The 22,677-nt window shown below is 29.5% G+C and carries 27 protein-coding genes; all 27 read left to right on the top strand.

Translation table 11 applies throughout. From position 1 onward, the window contains the following. Window positions 1-71 precede the first annotated feature (71 nt). The 27 genes from EXC59_RS02235 (at window position 72) to EXC59_RS02105 (ending at window position 22,664) form a co-directional block, all read left to right on the top strand. Window positions 72-1,130 (top strand): GGDEF domain-containing protein, encoded by a 1,059-nt coding sequence (locus EXC59_RS02235; protein WP_035368072.1) that lies wholly within the window; start codon window positions 72-74, stop codon window positions 1,128-1,130. A 29-nt stretch (window positions 1,131-1,159) separates the two neighbouring features. Then, window positions 1,160-1,459: a TfoX/Sxy family protein gene (locus EXC59_RS02230; RefSeq protein WP_035368073.1), complete on the top strand. Its 300-nt coding sequence runs from the start codon at window positions 1,160-1,162 to the stop codon at window positions 1,457-1,459. 297 nt (window positions 1,460-1,756) lie between these two features. Continuing rightward, on the top strand, window positions 1,757-2,314 hold the full coding sequence (locus EXC59_RS02225; protein ID WP_162163857.1) for a hypothetical protein: 558 nt from the start codon (window positions 1,757-1,759) through the stop codon (window positions 2,312-2,314). After that, complete coding sequence (locus EXC59_RS02220; protein WP_035368077.1) at window positions 2,311-2,859, top strand: hypothetical protein; 549 nt, start codon at window positions 2,311-2,313, stop codon at window positions 2,857-2,859. The genes EXC59_RS02225 and EXC59_RS02220 overlap by 4 nt, the downstream gene beginning before the upstream one ends. A 194-nt stretch (window positions 2,860-3,053) precedes the next feature. After that, window positions 3,054-3,371, top strand: a complete 318-nt coding sequence (locus tag EXC59_RS02215; RefSeq protein ID WP_035368078.1) for a PadR family transcriptional regulator — start codon at window positions 3,054-3,056, stop codon at window positions 3,369-3,371. After that, window positions 3,364-3,951 carry a DUF1700 domain-containing protein gene (locus EXC59_RS02210; protein ID WP_162163858.1) on the top strand — a complete coding sequence of 196 codons (588 nt, stop codon included), beginning with the start codon at window positions 3,364-3,366 and terminating at the stop codon, window positions 3,949-3,951. The genes EXC59_RS02215 and EXC59_RS02210 overlap by 8 nt, the downstream gene beginning before the upstream one ends. Continuing rightward, window positions 3,948-4,883: a DUF4097 family beta strand repeat-containing protein gene (locus EXC59_RS02205; RefSeq protein ID WP_035368081.1), complete on the top strand. Its 936-nt coding sequence runs from the start codon at window positions 3,948-3,950 to the stop codon at window positions 4,881-4,883. The genes EXC59_RS02210 and EXC59_RS02205 overlap by 4 nt, the downstream gene beginning before the upstream one ends. A gap of 117 nt (window positions 4,884-5,000) precedes the next feature. After that, window positions 5,001-5,390 (top strand): hypothetical protein, encoded by a 390-nt coding sequence (locus tag EXC59_RS02200; RefSeq protein ID WP_035368084.1) that lies wholly within the window; start codon window positions 5,001-5,003, stop codon window positions 5,388-5,390. 20 nt (window positions 5,391-5,410) lie between these two features. Continuing rightward, window positions 5,411-5,833 (top strand): DUF1801 domain-containing protein, encoded by a 423-nt coding sequence (locus EXC59_RS02195; protein WP_035368088.1) that lies wholly within the window; start codon window positions 5,411-5,413, stop codon window positions 5,831-5,833. A gap of 59 nt (window positions 5,834-5,892) precedes the next feature. Next, on the top strand, window positions 5,893-6,072 hold the full coding sequence (locus tag EXC59_RS02190; RefSeq protein ID WP_035368090.1) for a hypothetical protein: 180 nt from the start codon (window positions 5,893-5,895) through the stop codon (window positions 6,070-6,072). 117 nt (window positions 6,073-6,189) lie between these two features. Next, entirely contained in the window at window positions 6,190-6,573 is a 384-nt protein-coding gene (locus tag EXC59_RS02185; protein WP_129614240.1) for a helix-turn-helix domain-containing protein, read from the top strand. Window positions 6,574-6,590: 17 nt separating this feature from the next. Next, a complete protein-coding gene (locus tag EXC59_RS02180) occupies window positions 6,591-7,427 on the top strand; it encodes an integrase core domain-containing protein (RefSeq protein ID WP_129614239.1) in 837 nt (278 codons plus the stop codon). A 163-nt stretch (window positions 7,428-7,590) separates the two neighbouring features. Further along, on the top strand, window positions 7,591-8,850 hold the full coding sequence (locus tag EXC59_RS02175; RefSeq protein ID WP_035369487.1) for an extracellular solute-binding protein: 1,260 nt from the start codon (window positions 7,591-7,593) through the stop codon (window positions 8,848-8,850). Between the two features lie 3 nt (window positions 8,851-8,853). Further along, window positions 8,854-9,714 carry a carbohydrate ABC transporter permease gene (locus EXC59_RS02170; RefSeq protein ID WP_035369489.1) on the top strand — a complete coding sequence of 287 codons (861 nt, stop codon included), beginning with the start codon at window positions 8,854-8,856 and terminating at the stop codon, window positions 9,712-9,714. An 11-nt stretch (window positions 9,715-9,725) separates the two neighbouring features. After that, window positions 9,726-10,592, top strand: a complete 867-nt coding sequence (locus tag EXC59_RS02165; protein ID WP_051659032.1) for a carbohydrate ABC transporter permease — start codon at window positions 9,726-9,728, stop codon at window positions 10,590-10,592. A gap of 22 nt (window positions 10,593-10,614) precedes the next feature. Further along, window positions 10,615-11,172 carry an LptM family lipoprotein gene (locus EXC59_RS02160; RefSeq protein ID WP_035369491.1) on the top strand — a complete coding sequence of 186 codons (558 nt, stop codon included), beginning with the start codon at window positions 10,615-10,617 and terminating at the stop codon, window positions 11,170-11,172. An 88-nt stretch (window positions 11,173-11,260) separates the two neighbouring features. Beyond that, window positions 11,261-13,111, top strand: a complete 1,851-nt coding sequence (locus EXC59_RS02155; protein WP_035369493.1) for a hypothetical protein — start codon at window positions 11,261-11,263, stop codon at window positions 13,109-13,111. Between the two features lie 8 nt (window positions 13,112-13,119). Further along, on the top strand, window positions 13,120-14,166 hold the full coding sequence (locus EXC59_RS02150) for a glycoside hydrolase family 130 protein (RefSeq protein ID WP_084145216.1): 1,047 nt from the start codon (window positions 13,120-13,122) through the stop codon (window positions 14,164-14,166). A gap of 2 nt (window positions 14,167-14,168) precedes the next feature. Beyond that, on the top strand, window positions 14,169-15,065 hold the full coding sequence (locus tag EXC59_RS02145) for a DUF1861 family protein (protein WP_035369497.1): 897 nt from the start codon (window positions 14,169-14,171) through the stop codon (window positions 15,063-15,065). Between the two features lie 60 nt (window positions 15,066-15,125). Further along, complete coding sequence (locus tag EXC59_RS02140; RefSeq protein WP_035369498.1) at window positions 15,126-15,422, top strand: hypothetical protein; 297 nt, start codon at window positions 15,126-15,128, stop codon at window positions 15,420-15,422. A 9-nt stretch (window positions 15,423-15,431) separates the two neighbouring features. After that, entirely contained in the window at window positions 15,432-16,421 is a 990-nt protein-coding gene (locus tag EXC59_RS02135; protein ID WP_162164032.1) for a LacI family DNA-binding transcriptional regulator, read from the top strand. Further along, window positions 16,418-17,260 (top strand): immunoglobulin-like domain-containing protein, encoded by an 843-nt coding sequence (locus EXC59_RS02130; protein ID WP_035369501.1) that lies wholly within the window; start codon window positions 16,418-16,420, stop codon window positions 17,258-17,260. Before EXC59_RS02135 ends, EXC59_RS02130 begins: the two co-directional genes overlap by 4 nt. Window positions 17,261-17,433: 173 nt before the next feature. Continuing rightward, window positions 17,434-18,009, top strand: coding sequence for a GNAT family N-acetyltransferase (locus tag EXC59_RS02125; protein ID WP_162164033.1), 576 nt, complete (start codon window positions 17,434-17,436; stop codon window positions 18,007-18,009). 10 nt (window positions 18,010-18,019) lie between these two features. Beyond that, window positions 18,020-18,535: a DUF4865 family protein gene (locus tag EXC59_RS02120; protein WP_035369503.1), complete on the top strand. Its 516-nt coding sequence runs from the start codon at window positions 18,020-18,022 to the stop codon at window positions 18,533-18,535. 155 nt (window positions 18,536-18,690) lie between these two features. Next, on the top strand, window positions 18,691-20,133 hold the full coding sequence (locus tag EXC59_RS02115; protein ID WP_084145218.1) for a cation:proton antiporter: 1,443 nt from the start codon (window positions 18,691-18,693) through the stop codon (window positions 20,131-20,133). A gap of 13 nt (window positions 20,134-20,146) precedes the next feature. After that, on the top strand, window positions 20,147-20,866 hold the full coding sequence (locus tag EXC59_RS02110; RefSeq protein ID WP_035369504.1) for an MgtC/SapB family protein: 720 nt from the start codon (window positions 20,147-20,149) through the stop codon (window positions 20,864-20,866). A 103-nt stretch (window positions 20,867-20,969) separates the two neighbouring features. Then, window positions 20,970-22,664, top strand: coding sequence for a beta-N-acetylhexosaminidase (locus tag EXC59_RS02105; protein WP_035369506.1), 1,695 nt, complete (start codon window positions 20,970-20,972; stop codon window positions 22,662-22,664). The last annotated feature ends 13 nt before the right edge of the window (window positions 22,665-22,677 follow it).

Raw genomic sequence — 22,677 nt, 5'->3', positions numbered from 1 at the left:
TTACTTATGTTTAAACCTTTGATAAAATGGTATAATTTCATTATAGAAAAACATTCATAGTGGGGAAAATAATGTTTGGAAAAAACAATAGAAAATTAACTAAATATGATGTAAATCATTTATATAATCAAAATAAAGACTCAATTCACGAATTTAATGTGCAATTTGTACCTAAGGCATTTACAATAGTCATTTTGGCACTTATATTAGGTATTCTTTTGTCTTTTTTTAGACCTACAATGAAACAAACATTACCCATCTATTTGATGGCACTATTGCTAAGTTCTATTTTATTAGCATTAACAAAACTTAAACAACTAAGAGATCGACCACTCATTGTTGCATATGCATTTGTATTTGAGATGTTTACTTTTGTTACGTATTTAAGTATATTTAAGTTTCCTGATAGAGCTGCATCAAGTGCGCTTATTTTCTTTGTTGTTGTTCCACTTCTCTATGTTGATAAATCATGGCGTGTGAATACATTTTTATTTTCTATGTATCTAGGTCATTTAGTAGTTAGTTTTATTTTTAAAGATATGTTTGTTGCGACTGCTGATTTTGTAAACACAACAGTGAGTGTTGTTTTAGGTATGTTATTTGGTAGAACATTTTACTTAAATAGACTAGAAACATTTGAGATAAAAAAACAACTTACAAAAGAAAAAGAAACAGACTTCTTAACTGGATTGTATAATAGAAGAAAACTTTATCATGATATAGAAGAACTTTCTATGCAGCCTAACCACAATGTAAACATTATGATGATTGATATTGATTTCTTTAAAGAATATAACGATAAATATGGTCATGTAAATGGTGATTTATGTCTAACTAATTTTTCAAATCTACTAAAAGATATGGCGGAAAAGTATCGAATAAAATTTTATCGTTTTGGTGGAGAAGAATTTGTTGGGGTTAATACAAATACTAATCAAGATTACTTCATTTCTATTGCTAAAGAAATAAGTGAAGAGGTTAAAGTAATGAAAGAACTAAAAGAAACACTAACCGTTAGTATTGGTATATCAAAAACATCATTAAGTAAAATAGATGATTTAGTTGATCAAGCAGATAAAGCACTATATAAAGCTAAAAAAATGGGCAGAAATAGAATTGAAATCATATAAACTGAACATAAAATTATATAGGAGTAAATATGGCTACTTCAAAAGAGTTTAAAACTTTCATTTTGGAACAACTTTCATTACTAGATAATATTAAATGTCGACCAATGATGGGAGGATATCTACTTTATTATAAAGATTGTTTATTTGGTGGATTATACCAAGAGCGCCTCATGGTAAAGAAAGTTGAAGAAAATAAAAAATTTAATCTAATTGAGGATAATCCTTATGAAGGTGCAAAACCTATGTACTTAATTGAAGAACTTGATAATCGAGAACATTTAAGAGACATCATCATATCAACTTATGAAGGACTTATCAATATAAAATAATGGAAATACTTATCAATTTCATTTGATAGGTATTTTTTTATATTTTCACATAATAAATTAGCTAAATTTGATCATTAATATAACATTTAGGGAATAAAAAGTGCCATTTACGACATTTGTTACATATCTATAATCAAATTTTGTATATTTTAAATTGTAAGAGTTTTATTAAATTAAAGGAAATCAGCCATGCTAAGTGACTGATTTACAATTGATTATTTATATAGTTAGTTATGTTCTAGCCAAATGTAACTAACTATGTATAATCAAAACTTTATACGAAAGGAAATTATCCTAGTGAAAAAAACAATCGCAATTTTTATCATCACACTTATTTTATGTATGGCATCACTTGGTGTAGCATATGCAGTTTTTGAACCAAAATCGAAAGAAAGTATTAATCATAATTTCACCACTAAAGCAGGTTTTCAACTATTTGATTATGGTCAATTTACAATTCAATCAGTAACTTATACAAATAATGAAAATATCTTAATATCTAGTAATCCAAGTATTTCATATGCAACAATCGTTTTTGAATATAAACAAGCATTAGTATCAGTTGGTATATTAGATACGATACAATTGACTACTGTATTTGAGAATGCATATTTTTCAAATGAATTATTAAATGAATATTTTAATATCAATTTAGTGTTAGTTAATTGGAGTAACCCCACAGAAATTGATCATAAATATCACCTCTTTACAGGGACTTATCAAGTAAAAATTACAACAAAGCCGATATTGGATGAATTAGATGAAGAAACATATGAAGAAATTCAAAGTTTAATTAACGAAGTTGAAGAAATAACTATAAATATTAAACCAAATTTATTAGGGGTGATTGAATGAAAAAATTACTCGTGTTATTTGCAACAGTAACTATATTAATCGCAACGATTACAGTTGCATATGCGGAATTTCAGTTCACAAATCGTAGTGAAAATTCAAAAATTAGAATTAATATTGAAGATTATCACGTAACTGATATGGGTGAGTTAAGTATATATCAGGTCACTTATTATGTGGATGGAAATATAAGTGCTACCAATGAATTTATTATTCCTGAACCACATCATAATGATAACTATATGGTGATTACTGTTGATCATTTAAGACCAGATGAATCACTATGGCCAGTTAATGGATATCAACAATCATGGACTAATAATTTTGATACAACAGAACTTAAAGATTATTTTAATATTGAAATTACTTTACTTGAAGCGCCTTATATTGTTTCAAATAATTTATATAGATCAACATATAAGGTTTCTATAAACTGGATTTTAGAAATGATTCCTCAATCAGTTGATTCTTACTATGAGCTCATAGGTAAAGATTTTAATATCAATGATGAACTCACATTAACACTTCATCTATCTGGTGTTGAATAATATAATAATTTATAGGAATGGTTTGATAGGTATCTATCGAACCTTTTTTGTTTGTCTTGTTGTGAAAAAAGTTTAAATAAATAGCGTTAGGAAAACTATAAAATCAGAAAATAGAGCCTTAAGAAAGTTTGAAGTTTATCTTTGACTCACTATACTATGCAATATATAATATGTCGTGTTGGGAGGTATGAAAGATGAAAGTTCAAATAAAAAAAGGTTTACTAGATTTTTGTGTGCTAGCCGCATTATTTAGTGAAGATAGTTATGGTTATAAACTTATTCAAGATACCAGTGATCTTATTGAAATTTCTGAATCAACGCTTTATCCAATTTTAAGAAGATTAGAAGAAAATAAGTATTTAGTATCATACACTAAAGAATATCAAGGTAGATTGAGGAAATACTACGGTATTACATCTAAAGGGAAACAACAAGTTCATCAATTTCTAAATGAATGGAAAGATATGAAAAAAATTTATGATTTTATTGTGGGGAAGGTAGAAAATGAATAAGCAAAAATTTATTAGAGAGTTACAGTTTAATCTAAGTAAGTTTGAACGATCAGAAGTAGAAGAAATTATAAATTATTATGAAGAACTAATTGCGGATAAAATGGAGAATGGTTTATCTGAAGAAGCGACAATTCGTTCATTAGGTAACATCACCGATATAATAAATGAAATGAAAATGAATATTGTGTCTAAAAGAATAGATACAAAGAAGTCAAATTCAACAAAAAACTTTTTAATAATTTTAGGTATTTGTTCAACTCCTATATTATTACCTTTAGGCATTACATTTGCGACATTATACTTTGTCATGTTTATTGTCTTATTAGCATTAATTCTAGCTTTTGGAGTATCCGGTATCGCAACAATTATTACGGTTGTTTTTCAAGGTGTATCTAGTTTATCAATTGGGGGTAACGTAGCACACACATCTGTACAAATAGGTTTAGGTTTTATTATTGGTTCAATTTTAGTTTTACTTTCTATATACCTAAACAAAATTACAAAATATTTATTGAACCAGACAAATAAATGGTTCACAAAAATCATTAAAAGGAAATCGATTAAGGGGGAAGAATTATGATTAAAAAATTATTTATGTTTATTTTACTTATTGGAGCATTATTTATTACCGTAGGAATTATTTCTGCTGGTGGCAATATCAAGAAGTTCCTAGAAGAATTTAGTAGTGATGATGACTTTGTTTATGGTGAAAAAATAGGTAGTGAAGAAGTTTTAGCGATAGATGTTGATCTTCAAAGTGCAAATCTAGTCATTCATCAATATGACAAAGCAGGTTATAAAGTAGATTATTATGAATCTGAATATAATACAAAAAATGTAACATATGATGACGGAAAACTTTATATTAAAAATGAAGTTAAACCAAGATTAAAATGGTTTAAATTTAACATGAACTCAAGAACATTAAATACGATTAACTTATATATACCAGAAGGATTTAATGGATTCGCGAATATTCAAACATTATCAGGCAATGTAACAATTGATAGTTTTAATTTTGATAAATTAGTCATTGATGTAACAAGCGGAAATATAAAAGTTTCTAATCTTGATGTTCTTACTGATACAAAATTAACAACAACTTCTGGAAATATTAGTGTAAGTACATTAAAGACAACTTCTTTAGAAGTAAAAGCAACTAGTGGGAAACTAAATTTAAGTCAAATTGAAACTGAAGCAGAACTGAAAATAACGACAACATCAGGTGATATCCAGTTAAATGATAGCAAGACACCATCACTTGTTGCACGTGCATCAAGTGGTAATATCCATATTATTGATGTAGATACAGATTCAATTAAGGCTAGTTTATCTAGTGGTAATGCAAAAATAAAAGTCTTTGGTTATATAGAGGATTATCAAATTGATGCAGAAACATCATCAGGTAATGTTTATTTCCAAGGTAGAAAAATTAATGGAAGTATAATTTCAACAAAGGGTCCAAAAATTTTAAAAGTAAATTGTTCATCAGGTAACATTAGAATTGACTAAAATTTAAAGAAGAAATGATGATGAAAATGATCGTTTCTTTTTTTTATACTAAGTCATTTAAAGTAACTAAAGTAAATATACTTGATATAATGAGGCTAATTAAAGGGGGATAGAATATTGGAATACACATGTGAAGTAACCATTGATTCAACACTTGAAAAAGTCTTTAAACTGTTTGAAGATAACATGTTAGTTGGTAAAAGAGCAGTTCCAGGGAATGTAAGTCAGATGGTTTTCACTTATGATGGTATAGAAAGAACAATGACAGAAACCATAGAGAGTGTGTATAAACCATATGAAATAGTCTCTGTTTATGAAGTTGAAGATACTTACAATCGATGTGTTATTAAATTCAAGGTAGATCATTTATCTGTTGTTTTTAGAATGGAAGTGGAGTTTAGGTTTAAAGAAGAGCTCAATCAGGATATTGAAAAATATGCTGAAAGTACTTTAAATCAAATGACTGAATTTAAAAAATTTGTAGAAAGCATCGAAGAAAATTATTAACGTAAGGTAAGTAAATTTATATGGCGGAATTAAAGACAAAAGTAAATGATAATGATGTATCAATGTTTATTGAAAACTCTGTAGAAAAAAAAGAGAAAAAAACAGATACATATGAATTATTGGATTTGTTTAGAAAAATAACAGGCTATGAACCGAAGATTTTGGGAAGCTCAATCATTGGATTTGGTTCATATTTTTATCAGTCTGAAAGAAGTAGTCAAAAAGGAAATTGGCCACTTGTGGGCTTTAGCCCAAGAAAAAGTGCTATTTCATTATATGTATATGTTGATACAAAAAAGAATAATGAATTGTTAAGCGATTTAGGCGAATTTACGATGGGAAAATCTTGTATATATGTTAAGAAGTTAACACAAATAAATTTAAAAGTTTTATCGCAAATGATTAAAGAAACTATGTCTTTTCTTCAAGAAAAATATAAATAAATTATACTTAATAAAAAATATGTGTATAATAGAATAAGTATAATGAAGGCGGTTTAGTCATGAAAGTTTTTAAAATTACTTGGATCATTTTATTTGTAATCGCAGCAGGATGTTTAGTTGTGAGTGTTGTCTATCCTCATGTTGTAATTAGAGTTACAGGAATTGTTGCTTTAGTATTAGCTGCGATTGCATCATTTGTTTTAAATTTTAAAGAAGAAAAAGCTAAACGTAAAAAATAATAAAGTTACAAAAAAAGACAATAAAAAAAAGACTTATTGAAATAGTAAGATGTTAGTAGACACAAAAAACTACTAGCATCTTTTTTTGTATAATTTATTTATCAGGAGGAACAATTAATGGGAAGACCTAAAGGTGTTAAGAATAAAACTGAATCACGTTACTGGAGTAAAGAAGCAAAATATGAATATGTTAAGCTGGTTCTATCGGGTGAATATAGTGCCATAGAACTAGGAAGAAAAAATAATGTATCTTATGGAATGATATCAAACTGGATTAGAAAATATAATGAAGGTGGAATAGAGGCATTAGAGAATAAAAGAAAACCAGGAAATCCACTAACTAAATTCAGTCGTAAGAAAAAACTCTCAGAATTAGAACAACTTCAATATGAAAATATGAAATTAAGAATAGAGAATGAACGTTTAAAAAAAGGATACACAACCGAGGAGGTGATGGAAATAAAATTAAAAAGACAATCCAAAGTGAATACGAAATCATAGATTTATTAAGTAAAGAAATGAATATTGAAAGCTTATGTCTATATATGAGTGTATCGCGTTCTGGATATTATAAATGGGTAAAAAGAAAAGGTATCATAAACAGATACCAAGCAAATAGATTATGGTTAATAGAAGAAATTAAAGAAACTTATGTTAAACATAAGATATGGGGATATAAACATAGAGCATCGTATATTAGAAATAAAACAAATCGATACTTTTCAGATCTTTTATGTCATAAGTGTTGTAAGTTATTAGGTATTCGTTCAAAAGCAAGAATAAAGCGACACAAGGCTGGAAAAGAACATGAGATTTATCCAAATTTACTACATGACTTTGATGCAAGTCGTCCATTTGAGAAAGTATGTACAGATACAACAATACTCACTCATAAAAGTGGTAAATATGACTGGAATCTATATATTGATTTATTCGATAATACAATTATAGCCTACGATATAAGACGCAGTAATTATGGTTTAAGTCCAATAAATCATTATAATGCTGCAAAAAACTTTATAGATGAAAAAGAAAAAAGAGGATATATGAACCTTGACACGATTGTGCACTCTGATCAAGGAGCAATATATACCTCAAGAGGCTTCAACTCTTTATTTAATCATACCATAAAAAGATCAATGTCGAGAATAGCAACCCCTACAGATAATCCAATTGTTGAATCACTTAATGGTTGGATTAAAGACGAACTTAAATATGAGTATGATTTTTATCATAGTGATAAACCATTAGAAATTATTAAAAAGTATGTAGCATATTTTAATAATGAAAGACTCGCATACTCATTAAAATATAAAACCCCAATACAGTATAGAACTGAATTAGGGTTTAGATAATTTTTTATGTCTACAAAGTATTGACTACTTCAGTTTCGTCCTTTTTTATTTATAAGTGTATATTTTATCAAGATGTAAGCGTTGACATTTTATTTCAATAAGCATAAAATATAGTTACAAAACAATTTGTAAAGTTACGAATTAATAGGGGTGGTGGATTAAAATGAAAAAACTCATGGCACTTATATTAGTCTTTTTTGGAAGTATTGTTTTGATATCATGTCAAAACAGTAAACCTTCGAATGAGTTTACAATTGCAACTTGGGCAGCTGGAACTGAGCTAGCTGAGTTTAATGCAATTGTTAAACAAGTGAATGAGGAAGCGGAGGGGAAGTATGTTATAAAAGTACAATCAATCCCATCTGATTACTACATCAAGTTATCAACACAAATTGCAGCAAGAAAAGCACCTGAATTTTTCTGGTTAACTCAAGAATTAATTGCTAAGTATGCGCATCTAGGTGCTATAACGGATTTAACGCCTTATCTAGATAAAAGTGAAAACTTAACAGTTGATGATTATTATGAGGGTGTTATTAAAAGTGCATATTTCAAGGAAAAATATTGGGGACTTCCTTGGATTGCAAATCCATTTATTGTGTACTATAACAAGACAATGTTTGAGGCACTAGAGGTTACACCTCCAAGTGCGACTGATGATTGGACTTGGGATGATTTTATTGCGGTTTCTCGTCAAATAGCTGGTAAGCAATATCGAAATAAAAGTGTGTTTGCAACAGTTATAGAAGGAAATCCAAATATTGAAACGTTTATCTGGAGTGGTGGAGGAGATATCCTTGCAGATGACGGTAAAACTGTGATTTTAGATTCTGTAGGAACAAAACGTGGGGTTGGTAATTTAGTTACGCTCTTTAGAGAAAATTTAATTCCTAGATATAATTCAATCTCATATGCTAGAAATGTTTACTTTGAAAGACAAGAAGTTGCAATGTATATGGGAGGTATTCAAGATGATTTTGAAAGAAAAATATCATTAATGCCTGAAAATGATAAGTTTGAATTAGGATACGCTCCAATTCCTTCAGATCCAACTGGTCAATCAAATCCATTCGACTGGACTGCATCAACTGTAATGAGTCAATCTGTAAAAGATAAAGATTTAGCATATGAGGCATTAGAAGCTTTAACGCTAGCATTCTTTAGATGGAAGATTGCACCTCCAATAAAAGGAACAATTGAAAATATACCTTTGATTGCACCTGATAAAGAAGCAGCATTACCAACAATTCAACATGCATTAGAACATGCTAGATCAGCGAAATACACAGAAGTATGGACTGAAATATCTGATTTATATTTATGGCGTGGGTTATATTTACCAATTTTACAAAATCCTGATGTTGACTATGAAGATTTAATTGATAAAGCAGCAGCTGGAATGCGTAACAAAATTGGAACTTAGCATATGAAAAATAAAGAACGAGTTGGTTTTTACTTTGTATTACCGTGGTTTATTGGATTAATTCTATTTACTTTATTTCCAATGATTGCGGCAATATTCATTGGATTTACCGACTGGTCGATTGTAGGTACTAACATTAATTGGGTTGGACTCCAAAATTACAGAGAGATATTTTCAGCAGATCAATTTTGGCACTCTTTATGGATTACATTTAGGTTTGCGATTATTTCCATTCCACTTGTCGTCTTTACATCATTTGTTATTTCTGTAATGTTAAGTAAAAACATTAGAGCAGTTGGAATTTATCGAATTTTATACTATATGCCTGCAATTGTTTCAGGGGTTGCAGTTTCGATTGTATTTAGATGGATTTTAGATCCGAATAATGGACTGATTAATTTAGCTTTATCCTGGATTGGTATTAAAGGTCCAAACTGGTTATATGATCCAGAATGGGTTTTACCATCCTACCTAATTATGGCAATTTGGGGTGCTGGAGGAGGTATTCTAACTTACTTATCAGCATTAAAAGATGTGCCTGCATCATTATATGAATCAGCAGAAATTGATGGGGCAACTCAACTACAGAAGACATGGTATATTACATTACCAATGATGACACCAATTATTTTCTATAACCTAATCATTGGTATTATTTCATCATTTAGAAAGTTTACAGATGCGTTTATTTTAGGTGGAGCTGGTGGTGAGGGTGAGTTCTATATGGTTTATTTATATGAACAAGCATTTAACCACTATAACATGGGATATGCAACTGCGCTTGCATGGGTATTATTTATCATCATTATGTTCTTTACAGTTATCGTGAATATTACACGTAAATACTGGGTACATACGAATTAAGGGGGCATATAATGACAGATACAGTTAAAACAATTAAACAAGCGCATTTTAGAAAAAAACTTATAAAAGAAGTAATCTTGCATATTTTCTTAATCTTAGGTTCGATTGCTATGCTCCTTCCATTCATGTGGATGATTTCAACATCATTTAAAACAGAAGCAGAAATTATTACATCGGAAATGACTTTCTTCCCACGACATTTCTTTTTCGGAAATTATGGTCGTGCATTAGAAACTATACCAATCTTTAGTTACATGTGGAATACAGTTGTTATTGCATTGCTAAAAATATTTGGTGAAGTCTTTGTCTCAGCATTAGTAGCATTTGGATTTGCAAGATTTAGATTTAAAGGTAAAAATATACTTTTTATGATTTTACTTGCAACTATGATGCTTCCTTATGAAGTGACAATGATCCCAACATTCATTATTTGGTCATTTTTTGGTTTAACTGACAACTATACACCACTGATTCTTCCTGCATATTTCGGAAGTGCTTCATTCATATTCTTCTTAAAAATGTATTTTGAAACTTTCCCGAGAGATTTCGAAGAATCAGCGGTGATAGATGGCGCAAACTATCTTCAAATCTTTACTTACATTTTTATTCCACTAGCAAAACCCGCATTAATTACCATCGCGTTATGGTCATTTATGGGAACGTGGAACGACTTGCTTGGTCAATTAATTTATATTAATGACCCAGCCAAGTATACGATTCAATTAGGATTGGCTTCATTCAACTCTATGACCGGTGAGATCATTTGGGGTCCGCTAATGGCAGCAAGTTTCATTGCCTTAGTTCCGATCATAGGCATCCTATTATACGCTCAAAAGTACTTTGTTGAGGGCGTTAAAATGTCTGGTATCAAAGGTTAAAATAAAAAAAGGAGAGAAAAAAATGAAAAAGATTTTAACTTTAGCAGTTGTTATGTTAGCGATGCTAACGTTGGTAGCTTGTGGTCAGGGGACACAAGATACATTAAAGGTAGTTGAGAAATTCTCAGCTAAGGATATTGGCACATGGACAGGATCAGTTACATCTGATGAGTCAGCATTTGGTACAGCAACTTATAATGCTGAAGGTGATTTCACTGTAGTTAAAGTTGGTGCAGAATCTTGGGGTGGAGTAGAGTCTCCTACAGTTAAACTAGATTTAACTAAACAAACTTATGTTGCAATTCGTATTAAAGAAGTAAACGATGCATTCAAATGGACAGTTAAATTTGTTCCAGACAATCCACTTGAAGGTCATGAATGGGGTTTATACGTATTTGAAGACAATGGAATGAAATGGAATAAGTTTGTCATGGCAGATATTAATGCACAATTCGGTCAAGATATTATTGATGCTTATAATGGAAAGATTGAAGGTAAATTCTGGATTTGGGCTGTTGGTGCTGCAGATGCGCAAGTAGAAGTGTTATCATTTACTATTTTCCAAGGCGAATTAAGTTAATAAAATGATCAAAAAGATCAGTTTGGTTATGCTTGTGGTGCTTACTTTGGTAAGCATCACAGCTTGCCAATCTTCTAATCTAGAGAAGATGGCTACCTATCAAAAATCAATATTTAGAATTGACCAATTTTCAAGTGAATTACCTCAAAATTATGAAATCATAGATTTTAAATCGCGTGCTCATCTTTATGATAGTTTTGTTTATGATTTTGAAAAAACAGGTACATTTTTACCACTCATTTGGGAAGATGAAACATTTGATACATATGGAATTGCTGCATATGTTGGTGATTATAGAAATGGTCAAGATGGAACGCAAGAAGCAGTAACTAGTATTGCTGCAGTTTTAAGTGCGTCCTTACTGGGTATTGATAAGTCCAATCAAAATGGATTTAATTTTGTGCATGCATTAAACGTCTTTTTCAATCAAGAAGAAAAAGTTGTTATTAATAATCCAAGCGGAAATAGTAGAAATATTTCAATGTGGTATATGATTTATCCCGCTATTTTATTTACACAAGTATCTTTATTATATGAAGATGAAGTTTTATTAAGAGAAAATGCTTTAACAACTATTGAATCTTGGTATCAAGCTTATACAGTCATGAATAATCAAAATAATTATGATTATACCGGGTTTAACTTTCAAACAATGCAACCTTATAAAAATAATATTTGGACAGAACCAGATAGTGCAGTTGGTATTTCATTATTAATGTATTATGGTTATCAGTTAACTGCTAATGAAAAATATAAAACAGCTGCAATTGATACAATGACTTATATTGATAAAAAGTATTCAGGTTCACCAATGTATGAAATTTTATTATATTTCGCACCTTATTTAGCTGCAAGATATAATCAAGAATTTGATACAAATTTTGATGTAAATCGATTATTTAATTTAGTATTTAATGGTAACTCAATTCCACGTGGTGGATGGGGGATGTTAAATGATAATTATAATGGATTTGCTGTTTCTGGCCTAATGGGATCTATTACAGACGGTGGTGGCTATGCGTTTAGCATGAATTCATTTGCCGCAGCATTTATCATGGCTAAAACAGTTAAATATGATACAAGATTTGCTTCAAGTGTTGGTAAATGGTTAAATCATTTAATTTCTAACTCAAGATATTTCTTCCCTGATTATGCAAAAGATGAAAATGAAACAATGTATCTTTCTGAATTTAGTGAAGATACGATTAAATTTAATGATTTAGCAAATAATATTTTTCCTTATGAAGGCATAAGAAAATCAGGTAGTGCAAAAACTCCATGGTTTGGTGGAGATCCAACGGTATATGGATGGGCTCAAACAGACTTTTCTATATATTCTGGTGCTTCAATAGGGATGCTAGGCTCTTTATACGAAAAGACAAATGTAGATGGTATCTTAAAAATTGACCTAAATCAAGGTGATTTCTTTAATGAAGAAGAAAAAACTTATCTACTTTATAATCCATATGAAACAAATCAAACTGTAAATTATATAGTTGACGGGACAAAAACTTTATATGATAAGGTGACAGATAAAATCATTTCAGAAAATGTGAGCGGCACTTATCAATTAGAGTTATCTCCTAAACAATCAGTAATTATTGTGGAATTACCTGTGAATGCGAATCTTACAAAAACTGATAAGTTAGTTATCTTTAATGATAGAGTAATTAACGCATATCAAGCAACATTAAGTGTTATCAGTCATGAAAATAATGCTGAAGTAAGTAAAAAATTTAAATTAAAACTTCAAACTGTCATCAATAATAAAAATGATACAGTTGATTATTATGAAGTTATTCTTGATGGGAAACTATTAACATTCAAAACAGATGAATTCCAATTGGAGACAACAAGTGGTTCAAAAACAATCACCATAAAGGTTTATACAAAGGGTGGATTATTTGATCAAACCACATTAAGAATAAGTGTATCGTAGGTGACTTTATGAGAAGGGCGAAACAAAATCCACTAATCACAATTAAAGATATAAAACCAACACATCCAAGTTTAAAAGTTGATGGTGTATTTAATTGTGGGGCAACTAAATATAATAATCAATATATATTGTTACTTAGAATTGCAGAAAGCGCAATTTCAGAGGACGGTTATATAAAAGTGCCTGTATTAGAAAATAAAAAGTTACAAATTAAATTAATTGATAAAAATGATAAGAATTTAGATTTTAGAGATTCAAGAACAATTAAAAATACAGAAAGTAAAGTTGAATACTTAACTTCGCTTTCGCATTTTAGAAGAGCATATTCAAACGACGGCATTCATTTTACAGTTGATAAAGAACCTTGGATTTATCCAGAGTCAGAAATGGAATCTTGGGGTATAGAAGACCCAAGAGTTACGCATGTATTAGATAAGTATTTAATTACATATACTGCAGTTTCAAAACATGGTGTTTCTGTGGGGTTAATTGAAACAAAAGATTTTATTTCCTATGAAAGAAAAGGAATTATTTTGCCTGTTGATAATAAAGATGTATCAATTTTGCCAGAGAAAATCAATGGAAAATATTTTATGTATCATCGCCCTGTGCCTAATGATATTGGGTATCCAAATATGTGGAGTGCCTCTTCTTTAGATTTAACACATTGGGGAGAGCATAAGATACTTTTAACAGTTGATGAAAATGATTGGGAAAATGGTAGGATTGGTGGTGGGGCACCGTCAGTGAAAACCAATCGTGGATGGTTGCATATTTATCATGCAGCAAATAAAGATTCTGTTTATAAATTAGGTGCATTTTTAACTTCACTTGATGATCCTACAAAAATACTTTATAAAACAAGTGAACCAATTTTATCACCTTTTGAAACGTATGAATTGCATGGTTTCTTTGGAAATGTAGTTTTCACTTGTGGCATCATCTTAGAGTCAGATGAAATTAAAATTTATTATGGTGCAGCGGATGATAAGATTTGTCTAGCGACAATTTCATTAGATGAAATCTATCAAAAACTAAAACCTTTTAGGGGTTAATAATGAAACAGACAATTACTGAATTATTAAAAGAATTTAAGAAAGATAAATCTCCAACCCATCCTAAGACAGTTAAATTTATAGGTGTAGATGGAAATGATGTTTATAATCCAAGTGCACCATTTTTATATCAAGGTAAAGAACTTATTTTAGGACGTGTAGAAAAAAGAGATTCGGAACTAAGTGAAGCAGTATTCTTTGAAAAAGTAGGAGAAGTTTATCAAAGAAGAAGTGATTTGAAACCGTTAAATCTTCAAGATCCTTGTGTTACTGTCATTCAAGGTGAGTTCATTATTGGAGGTACTTTTGTATCCTTTAAGGGAAAAAATGTTGAATGGTATACAAAGTTTTATAGAGGAAAAGACTTGAATCATTTAGTGCCATTCTTAGATGCGCCAATGGGAATGAAGGATGTGCGCTTATTAGAATTATCAGATCATAGAATTGCAGTCTTTTCTAGACCGCAAGGATTAAAAGGTGGACGCGGTAAAATTGGATTTGATATAGCAAATTCATTAGCGGATGTTACAACAGAGTTTATTGATCAAGTACCTTTATTTGATCAGTTTATAGATGATGAATGGGGTGGGGCAAATCACTTAACGTTAATTGATAAACATACGATTGGTGTTTTAGGTCATATTGCAAACTTTAGTGAAGATAATGTTAGACATTATTACGCAATGACTTTTAAGGTAGATATTAAAACCAAAAAAGCATCGCCAATGAAAATAATAGCTGTTAGGGATAACTTTAATCCTGGTCCTTCAAAACGACCTGATTTAGTAGATGTCTTATTTTCGGCAGCTTTAGTAAAAAAGAATGATGAAGTATATACTTTATTTGTTGGAGTATCAGATGCTGAAATACAGACAATTGAGGTAACTAACCCATTCTAAGGTTATTTTTTCATTAGAAACATGATAAAATGAGGGTAGAAATGTTTAGAAGAGGTCATCATGCGAAACAAAAATTTTAGTTTTATTACATTATCATTCATTGTCTTTTTAGTAAATGCGTTTGTCTTTTTATCGATGGGTCAATATGTCAATGAACATCCTGATTTTATGAATTTAGTTATGTATTATTTATCATTTGTCTTTATTATATGTTCAATAATTGTTTCGTTTATGGGTTACCGTCATTTGAATGGATTAACAAGTTCTAAAAAGATAATTGCACATATTATCTTTTGGACACATTTATTATTAGTTGGTATTTTTTTGGGAAGTTTTATATTCTCATTAAATAGCTAGGAGGAAACTATGTCGAAAAAAGTTTCGATGCAAGACATCGCTAATCGCTTAAATATTTCAAGAATGACTGTTTCTAAAGTCTTTAATGATGATAAAGATATCTCTAGTGAAATGAAAGATAAAGTTAGATTAATGGCACAGGAAATGGGATACCAATATAAAAAGAATGATCAGTTTAATTTAGTCGTTTTAGTACCTGAAGTATTCCTAGCTGCGACTGAAGACTTTTATACAACACTTTATAAAAGATTAAATGAAAATGCAGTTACAAAAAATGTAAGTTTAGTTTTAAAAATTGTAAATAAACAAGATGAAAATAATTTAAATTTGAATTTTAATGTACAAGGTAAAGACGGAATTTTAATGTTAGGTCAATTCAGTAAAGTATTTGTGAATGAAGTGAAAAAATTTGATTTACCAATTGTATGCATTGACTTTTACTATGATGATTTAGCATTAGATAGTATTGTTTCAAATAACTTTAATGCAGGATATATAGCAACAAAATATTTAATTAAAAAAGGTCATCATGATATAGGGTTTATTGGTAAAATTCCATCCACAAATTCAATTATTGACCGTTACTTAGGTTATTCCAAAGCATTATTAGAATATGGACTTGATTTAAAAGAAGCAAAAATTATTCCAGATAGAGATGAATTAGGTAATATGATTGATTTGAAATTACCAGAAAAATTGCCATCAGCATTTTTATGTAATAATGATCATATTGCATATTTACTTATTCAACAATTAGAAAAAATTAATATTAAGGTTCCAGAAGAAGTTTCAGTCATTGGATTTGATGATGTTATTTATTCAAAGATATCTAATCCTCAAATCACAACGATGAAAGTATCAAGAAAATATATGGCAGAACAAGCAATGTACTTAATGTTAAGACGTATTCATAATAAAAAAGCTAAATTAATTAATATGACTTTGGAGTGTCTCATGGTTGAAAGAGATTCTGTAAAATCATATGAAGGAGAAAAATGAAAAAACTTCTTTTATTTGTTTTAAACTTAATGTTATTCGTTATAGTAAGTTGTGGTAGTGAAAAAGATACCACAAAACCAATTATTCTTTTAAGTGGTGGTAAAACCGCAATCATTGTTGGTGATGATTTTATTGGTCCTCAAGTATCTGTTACAGATAATGCAGATGATTCAATTGAAGTTGTCATTAGTGGTGATACAATTGATACAACTAAACCAGGAACTTATACGCTTTATTATGATGCTACAGACAGTGCAGGAAATAAAGCGAATCAAAAATCATTTACGGTTACAGTCTATGCATATATATCAAACATGGATATTTTAAATGGTGGATTTGAAACTGGAAATTTAAGTGGGTGGACAATCGAATCAATCGATGGTAAATCAGACGCATTCAAAGATGAATATGTCATCTCAGCAAATAATAGAAAAGAAGGAACTTATTTCTTTGACGGTTCAAAAACTGATGATGATAAAGTAGGAGCAATTCGTTCTTCGAACTTTATTTTAGGCGGTAGTGGTTGGATTAATTTTAGGCTAGGTGGAGGAAATGACGTAGAACATTTATATTTAGCTATTTACCGCGCAAGTGATGATGTGATGATTGCGAAATTTGCGAATACAAATCCTCAAAAGTATGGAGGAAATGAAATTCTAGTGAGCTATAAATTCAATTTATTAACTATACCAAATGTTAAATTAGGTGATGAATTATATATACGTGTAGTTGATACAAAATTAGAAAATTGGGCAATTATTAAAATAGATGATATTAAGACTTTTAACATAGAAGAACCAAGCCAAACAACATACGAAACTGTATTAAATCAGCTTTAAACAATAACAGAGTCTAAAAGGCTCTGTTTTTTAAAATAAACATTATTTATTTATTAATACTCAAACAAAAACAAAATGAACTTTACTGTTAGTTAGAATTTTAAATTCACTTTTAATTTTCAAAGTTTTTTCTCCTTAATTTTTATAAAATAAGATTAAGCGAGGGATTTAGTATGGATGTTATTATAAGAAAGATTTCAAGTTTGGATGCAGATAAGTATATTGAGTTTTTTGATTACACAGCACATGATACAAAATTAGAAAAAGATAAATGTTATTGTGTTGGGTGGAACGATTCAAATGACAACTTAACTTATTCTGATAAAGACACAAGAAGAACATATGCACATAAGTATGTAATAGAAGAGAAGATTACAGGATATATTGCAGAATTAGATAACAAAATTATTGGTTGGGTAAATGTGAATCATAAAACTAACTGTAGCCAATGTGCCAATTGGAAGAATTATATGAGTTATGTACCCATGGATCAAAAGAAAGTATTATCAATATATTGTTTTGTTGTTAATGAGAAATATTATAGACAAGGTATTGCTAGTCAATTATTAAAAAAAGTAATTGAAGATGCAATTGTTGAAGATTATGATCTAATAGAATCTTATCCATATGAAGAAAAACTTCATGGATATAGTAATTTTGGAGGCTATGTATCCATGTATGAAAAGGAAGGATTTAAATTAACTTTAAAAACAGAATATGGCCTAGTGATGCAAAAAAAATTAAAGTGAGGTGCTTAAAATGATTGGAATGCAATATAGAATATCATTTGAATCAAATTTTGATATGAATAAAATAAGGGAAAGAGTTTTTAATAACGGATATAAAACAGATGATTTTCCTAATTTAATTTTCAAATTGTATCTGATTAAAGACGGTTTAGATAATAAATTATATGCACCATTATATTTGTTTGAGAGTGAAAAAGGGATGAATAAGTTTATTTTTGAAGGGTATTACAATAATATTCTAACTTCTTTTGGTTGGCAAAAGATTGATACTTTAGTTCCTTTAACTTATAACATTGAAAATATAAAAATTACGAAATTTGTCTTAGAAGATGTTTATCGAATAAAGCCATGTTTGGATTTGCGTTATCCAATTGTTGAGTATCGTAAAGATGCTATTGGCTTCATTAGTTATTATGATACAAAAACTTGGGAACAAAAAAACTATTATTTTTATGAAAAAAGACCATTATTAACAGAAAATGGTATTGTATTTGAGTGTTTACACGTCTCACAATCTACAAAATAATTAATTATTAAAGGCCTAAATATAGGTCTTTTCTTTAATATATAACTATAAGTAAAACTTATATAGGGGAAAATATATATTTACTTTATATAAAAACAGTGGGATAATATATATGAAGATAAGTAAATATAAAATATTTAGAGAAAAGGGATATTATGAATTTATATGAAAAACTAGGGGTAACATCAAATGTTGCCATCGTCATTCTATCAGTTGGTATCATGTTATCGCTAGGCTTCTTGATGACTAGACTAACAAAAAAATTAAAACTACCAAATGTAACGGCTTATATCGTAGTTGGAATCTTAATTGGGCCATTTGTGCTTAATTTAATTCCAAGAGAAGTCGTAAGTGGTATGGACTTTTTAGCAGATATCGCTTTAGCGTTTATTGCATTCTCAACAGGTGAGTTTTTCAAATTATCAATTTTAAAGAAAAATGGACTAAAAGTTGTTGTAATTACAATATTTGAAGCTTTGTTTGCATCAATTTTAATTTTCTTTGTCACATTTTATTTATTAAAAATGACATTAGCATTTTCAATCGTGTTAGCGGCTTTAGCAGCTGCAACAGCTCCTGCATCAACTGTCATGACAATTAGACAAACTGGTGCAAAAGGAGATTTTGTTGATACATTAATTCAAGTAGTTGCTTTAGATGATATTGTAGGATTAGTTGCATATTCAATTGCAATTTCTGTGGCGATCGCTTTAAACAGTGGTGGAAGTATTAGTTTTGGATCAATTTTACAACCAATTGCAATTAATATTGGGGTTGTTTTAATTGGTGGCTTATTTGGCTATTTTATGAAATTATTAATGACCGCTAAACGTTCTACAGATAATAGACTTATTATTGCACTTGCTTTAATCTTCTTATTCTGTGGTATTTGTGCATTATTAGACATTTCTCCATTACTTGGATGCATGTCAATGGGGACAGTTTATATTAATATTACAGATGATGACAAACTCTTTAAGCAATTAAATTACTTTAGTCCTCCAATTTTATTATTATTCTTTGTAAGATCTGGAGTAAATTTTAAATTAGATGCGTTACTAAGTACATCAACGTTAGTTGGAACAACACCACTTTTACTTATTGGTATTATCTATTTCATCGTAAGAATTATTGGTAAATATTTTGGGGCTTATTCAGGTTCTGCTGTAGTAGGTAAATCAAAAGAGGTTAAGAATTATTTAGGTTTAGCCTTAATTCCTCAAGCAGGAGTTGCTATCGGGTTAGCAGCACTAGGTGCTAGAGCACTTGGTGGTGAAAGTGGCCAAGCACTAGAAACGATTATTTTAGCATCAAGCGTTCTCTATGAATTGATTGGACCTGTTTGTGCTAAACTAGCATTATATCTATCTAAATCATATTCTAATAAGTTAGAAGATATTACTGAAGTCGTAGAAGTTAAAGCTGATGGTACGAAAAAGTCAGATGTCGAAATCTTAATTGAAAGAATTAATGAAATTAAAGAAAAAATACCTAAGCATGAAAAAGCATTAATGCAAGAAGAAATTGCGTTCACAGAAGAAGCTGAACAGTACTATCAAATGCAATCAAGAGTGGGACTCTTGAATAGAAAGAAATAGGGGGGATTAGATTATGATAAACGATCCAATTGGAAACTTATTAGGAAATTGGGCACTGGATACTAACTTATACAGTATTTTATTTAGATTAGTTATCTCTATTATCTTCTCAGCTATTGTTGGATGGGAACGATCAAGTAAGCGCCATGCAGCAGGTATTAGAACCTTTATGATTGTTACATTAAGTTCAACACTAGCCATGCTGCTGGATATTAAATTAATGAGAGAACAAGAAGGTGGCTTATGGTTAATTTCAACGGCATCGATTATTGCAATTGCAATTATTTCAACCAACACAATTCTCTATAGTTCTAAAAACCAAATTAAAGGGTTAACAACTTCAGTAAGTCTTTGGGCAAGCGGGATTATAGGACTTCTAATTGGTGCCGGAAACTATACAGTAGTTTTAATCGTAGGTACTGTATTTGTGATGTTATTATCACTGGTTCCGCCACTTGAAATATATTTAAAGAACCGTTCAAACCACTTTGAGTTTCAGTTAGAGTTAATTGATGCTATTTACTTAAAAGACTTTTCAACAATTATTCGTGAACTAGGTTTAAGAATTGATGGTTTAGAGTCAAATCCTGCTTATATAAACAGTGGTTTAAGTGTTTATTCAGTAAGTGTTTCAATTGTTAAAGAAGAATTAAAAAAGTTTAAAACTCACGTAGAAATCATTGAAGCATTACGTTCACTAGATTATGTTCATTATATTGAAGAAATGAAATAATAGAAAAAGACATCTTTTTATAAGATGTTTTTTTATTATAAAAAAATAATCAAAATTGATGTGTTAAAATAAAGTTAACAAGTCGCTAGGAGTAAATAAGTTAATGGAAAAATTACTAGAAAAACTAAACATTAAACATCAAGTAACTAAATTTATTGAAAGTAATGAAACAGTATTAGAAGGGCACACGCTTTATTATAAAAATATTCCAAGTGCGCTATATCTTTTGAATCATTATAATCATCATGGAACAATTGTTAAAGATGATGGATTTAAAGTTAAAGGAACAATGATTGATTTATCTAGAAATGCAGTCTTTAAATTAACATACTTTAAATCAGTTATATTAAGACAAGCACTTTTGGGATACAATGAGATTTGGTTATATATGGAAGATATCTATGAACTTGAAGACTATAAAAAATTTGGATATCTAAGAGGTAAGTATAGTTTAAAAGATATTCGTGAACTTGATCAATATGCGAGCGAATTAGGAGTAACTTTAGTTCCTTGTATTCAAACCCTAGGTCATATGGGACAATTTTTAAAATGGCCAGGTAGTGGTAAGTATCGCGATCAATCTGATGTCTTAATCATTTCTGATGATACGTATAAGTTTATTGAAGCAATGATTACTTTTTGTAAAAGTGCCTTTAAAACACCTAAAATCCATGTAGGCATGGATGAAACATTTGGATTTGCATTAGGAAGATACTATAAAGTCAATGGATATAAAAACCCAGAAGATTTATTCTTAAATCATCTACAAAATGTTTATAATATTGCTAAAAAGATGGGATATGGAGAAGTATGTATTTGGTCAGATATGTTTTTCCGTCATCGCTCAAAAGCAAATTATTATTATGATTTAGAAATTCAATTTGAAGATGATTTTATTAATCGCATTCCTAAAGATATAACACTAGTTTATTGGGATTATTATAGCAAAGATGAAAATATATATCGTGGTATGATTCAAAATCACCAAAAGATGAATCGTAAAGTGATTATGGCTAGTGGTACTTGGATTTGGACTAAACTTTTTTATGATCAAAATAAAACATTATCTACTGCAACGCATGCGATTAAAATGTCTCAAGAAAACAATGTACAGGAGATTATATTTACACAGTGGAATGATGATGGAGCGTATTGTGACTATGAGTCGTCATTCTTAGGATTGTTTGATGTAAATCAAGTAATTGATGAATCAATAAATGAAAACTATTTAGAAAAAATCAAGTGTAAATCATACTCGGTTTTAAAGACTGCATCCAACATCAATGCCTTGGGTTATGAACCAGTTTTATTATTATGGGATGATTTATTACTAGGAATTTACTTAAATAATCATGTTGGATATGACTATCATTTATTAACACCAATGCTTGAAAATACAATTGAGTTTATTAAAGAAGCGGAAAAAACAAATTATAACCATTTAATTTGTATAGCTAAACTATTAAAAAATAAACTTGCGTTAAGAAAGATTTTATTAGAAGGTTATTTTGAAACAAAAAATTTTGACGGTGCTAAAGAAGAATTAAATGAAATGAGAAAAAATTTAATCGATGTCGTAGAATCTTTTGAAAAGAACTGGAATGAACGTAATAAAATGTTTGGTTTAGAAGTTATTCAAAATCGATTATTTAGTCAACTTAGAAGGATTGACACTTATGAATCATTGGTGAACAACTACCATTTTGACGAAAAATTAGAATTTTTAGAAGAAAAACTAGAAAAAGATCCTTGGAATAATGTTAAATTTATTGATGTTGCTTTATCTAGTAAACAATAAATTTGTAGAGGTT

Origin of the sequence: Acholeplasma hippikon, from assembly GCF_900660755.1 — a bacterium.
GTDB lineage: Bacteria > Bacillota_I > Bacilli_A > Acholeplasmatales > Acholeplasmataceae > Acholeplasma > Acholeplasma hippikon.
This window is presented reverse-complemented; position numbering and strand designations above follow the sequence as displayed.

Bases quoted from the DNA above. Each gene is read 5' to 3' on its own strand.
- EXC59_RS02125 (WP_162164033.1), top strand. From the start codon at position 17,434: ATGGATGTTATTATAAGAAAGATTTCAAGTTTGGATGCAGATAAGTAT.
- EXC59_RS02205 (WP_035368081.1), top strand. From the start codon at position 3,948: ATGATTAAAAAATTATTTATGTTTATTTTACTTATTGGAGCATTATTT.
- EXC59_RS02190 (WP_035368090.1), top strand. From the start codon at position 5,893: ATGAAAGTTTTTAAAATTACTTGGATCATTTTATTTGTAATCGCAGCA.
- EXC59_RS02185 (WP_129614240.1), top strand. From the start codon at position 6,190: ATGGGAAGACCTAAAGGTGTTAAGAATAAAACTGAATCACGTTACTGG.
- EXC59_RS02150 (WP_084145216.1), top strand. From the start codon at position 13,120: ATGAGAAGGGCGAAACAAAATCCACTAATCACAATTAAAGATATAAAA.
- EXC59_RS02235 (WP_035368072.1), top strand. From the start codon at position 72: ATGTTTGGAAAAAACAATAGAAAATTAACTAAATATGATGTAAATCAT.
- EXC59_RS02230 (WP_035368073.1), top strand. From the start codon at position 1,160: ATGGCTACTTCAAAAGAGTTTAAAACTTTCATTTTGGAACAACTTTCA.
- EXC59_RS02210 (WP_162163858.1), top strand. From the start codon at position 3,364: ATGAATAAGCAAAAATTTATTAGAGAGTTACAGTTTAATCTAAGTAAG.
- EXC59_RS02135 (WP_162164032.1), top strand. From the start codon at position 15,432: ATGTCGAAAAAAGTTTCGATGCAAGACATCGCTAATCGCTTAAATATT.
- EXC59_RS02170 (WP_035369489.1), top strand. From the start codon at position 8,854: ATGAAAAATAAAGAACGAGTTGGTTTTTACTTTGTATTACCGTGGTTT.
- EXC59_RS02105 (WP_035369506.1), top strand. From the start codon at position 20,970: ATGGAAAAATTACTAGAAAAACTAAACATTAAACATCAAGTAACTAAA.
- EXC59_RS02180 (WP_129614239.1), top strand. From the start codon at position 6,591: ATGAATATTGAAAGCTTATGTCTATATATGAGTGTATCGCGTTCTGGA.
- EXC59_RS02110 (WP_035369504.1), top strand. From the start codon at position 20,147: ATGATAAACGATCCAATTGGAAACTTATTAGGAAATTGGGCACTGGAT.
- EXC59_RS02115 (WP_084145218.1), top strand. From the start codon at position 18,691: ATGAATTTATATGAAAAACTAGGGGTAACATCAAATGTTGCCATCGTC.
- EXC59_RS02130 (WP_035369501.1), top strand. From the start codon at position 16,418: ATGAAAAAACTTCTTTTATTTGTTTTAAACTTAATGTTATTCGTTATA.
- EXC59_RS02155 (WP_035369493.1), top strand. From the start codon at position 11,261: ATGGCTACCTATCAAAAATCAATATTTAGAATTGACCAATTTTCAAGT.
- EXC59_RS02215 (WP_035368078.1), top strand. From the start codon at position 3,054: ATGAAAGTTCAAATAAAAAAAGGTTTACTAGATTTTTGTGTGCTAGCC.
- EXC59_RS02120 (WP_035369503.1), top strand. From the start codon at position 18,020: ATGATTGGAATGCAATATAGAATATCATTTGAATCAAATTTTGATATG.
- EXC59_RS02195 (WP_035368088.1), top strand. From the start codon at position 5,411: ATGGCGGAATTAAAGACAAAAGTAAATGATAATGATGTATCAATGTTT.
- EXC59_RS02220 (WP_035368077.1), top strand. From the start codon at position 2,311: ATGAAAAAATTACTCGTGTTATTTGCAACAGTAACTATATTAATCGCA.
- EXC59_RS02160 (WP_035369491.1), top strand. From the start codon at position 10,615: ATGAAAAAGATTTTAACTTTAGCAGTTGTTATGTTAGCGATGCTAACG.
- EXC59_RS02145 (WP_035369497.1), top strand. From the start codon at position 14,169: ATGAAACAGACAATTACTGAATTATTAAAAGAATTTAAGAAAGATAAA.
- EXC59_RS02140 (WP_035369498.1), top strand. From the start codon at position 15,126: ATGCGAAACAAAAATTTTAGTTTTATTACATTATCATTCATTGTCTTT.
- EXC59_RS02175 (WP_035369487.1), top strand. From the start codon at position 7,591: ATGAAAAAACTCATGGCACTTATATTAGTCTTTTTTGGAAGTATTGTT.
- EXC59_RS02165 (WP_051659032.1), top strand. From the start codon at position 9,726: ATGACAGATACAGTTAAAACAATTAAACAAGCGCATTTTAGAAAAAAA.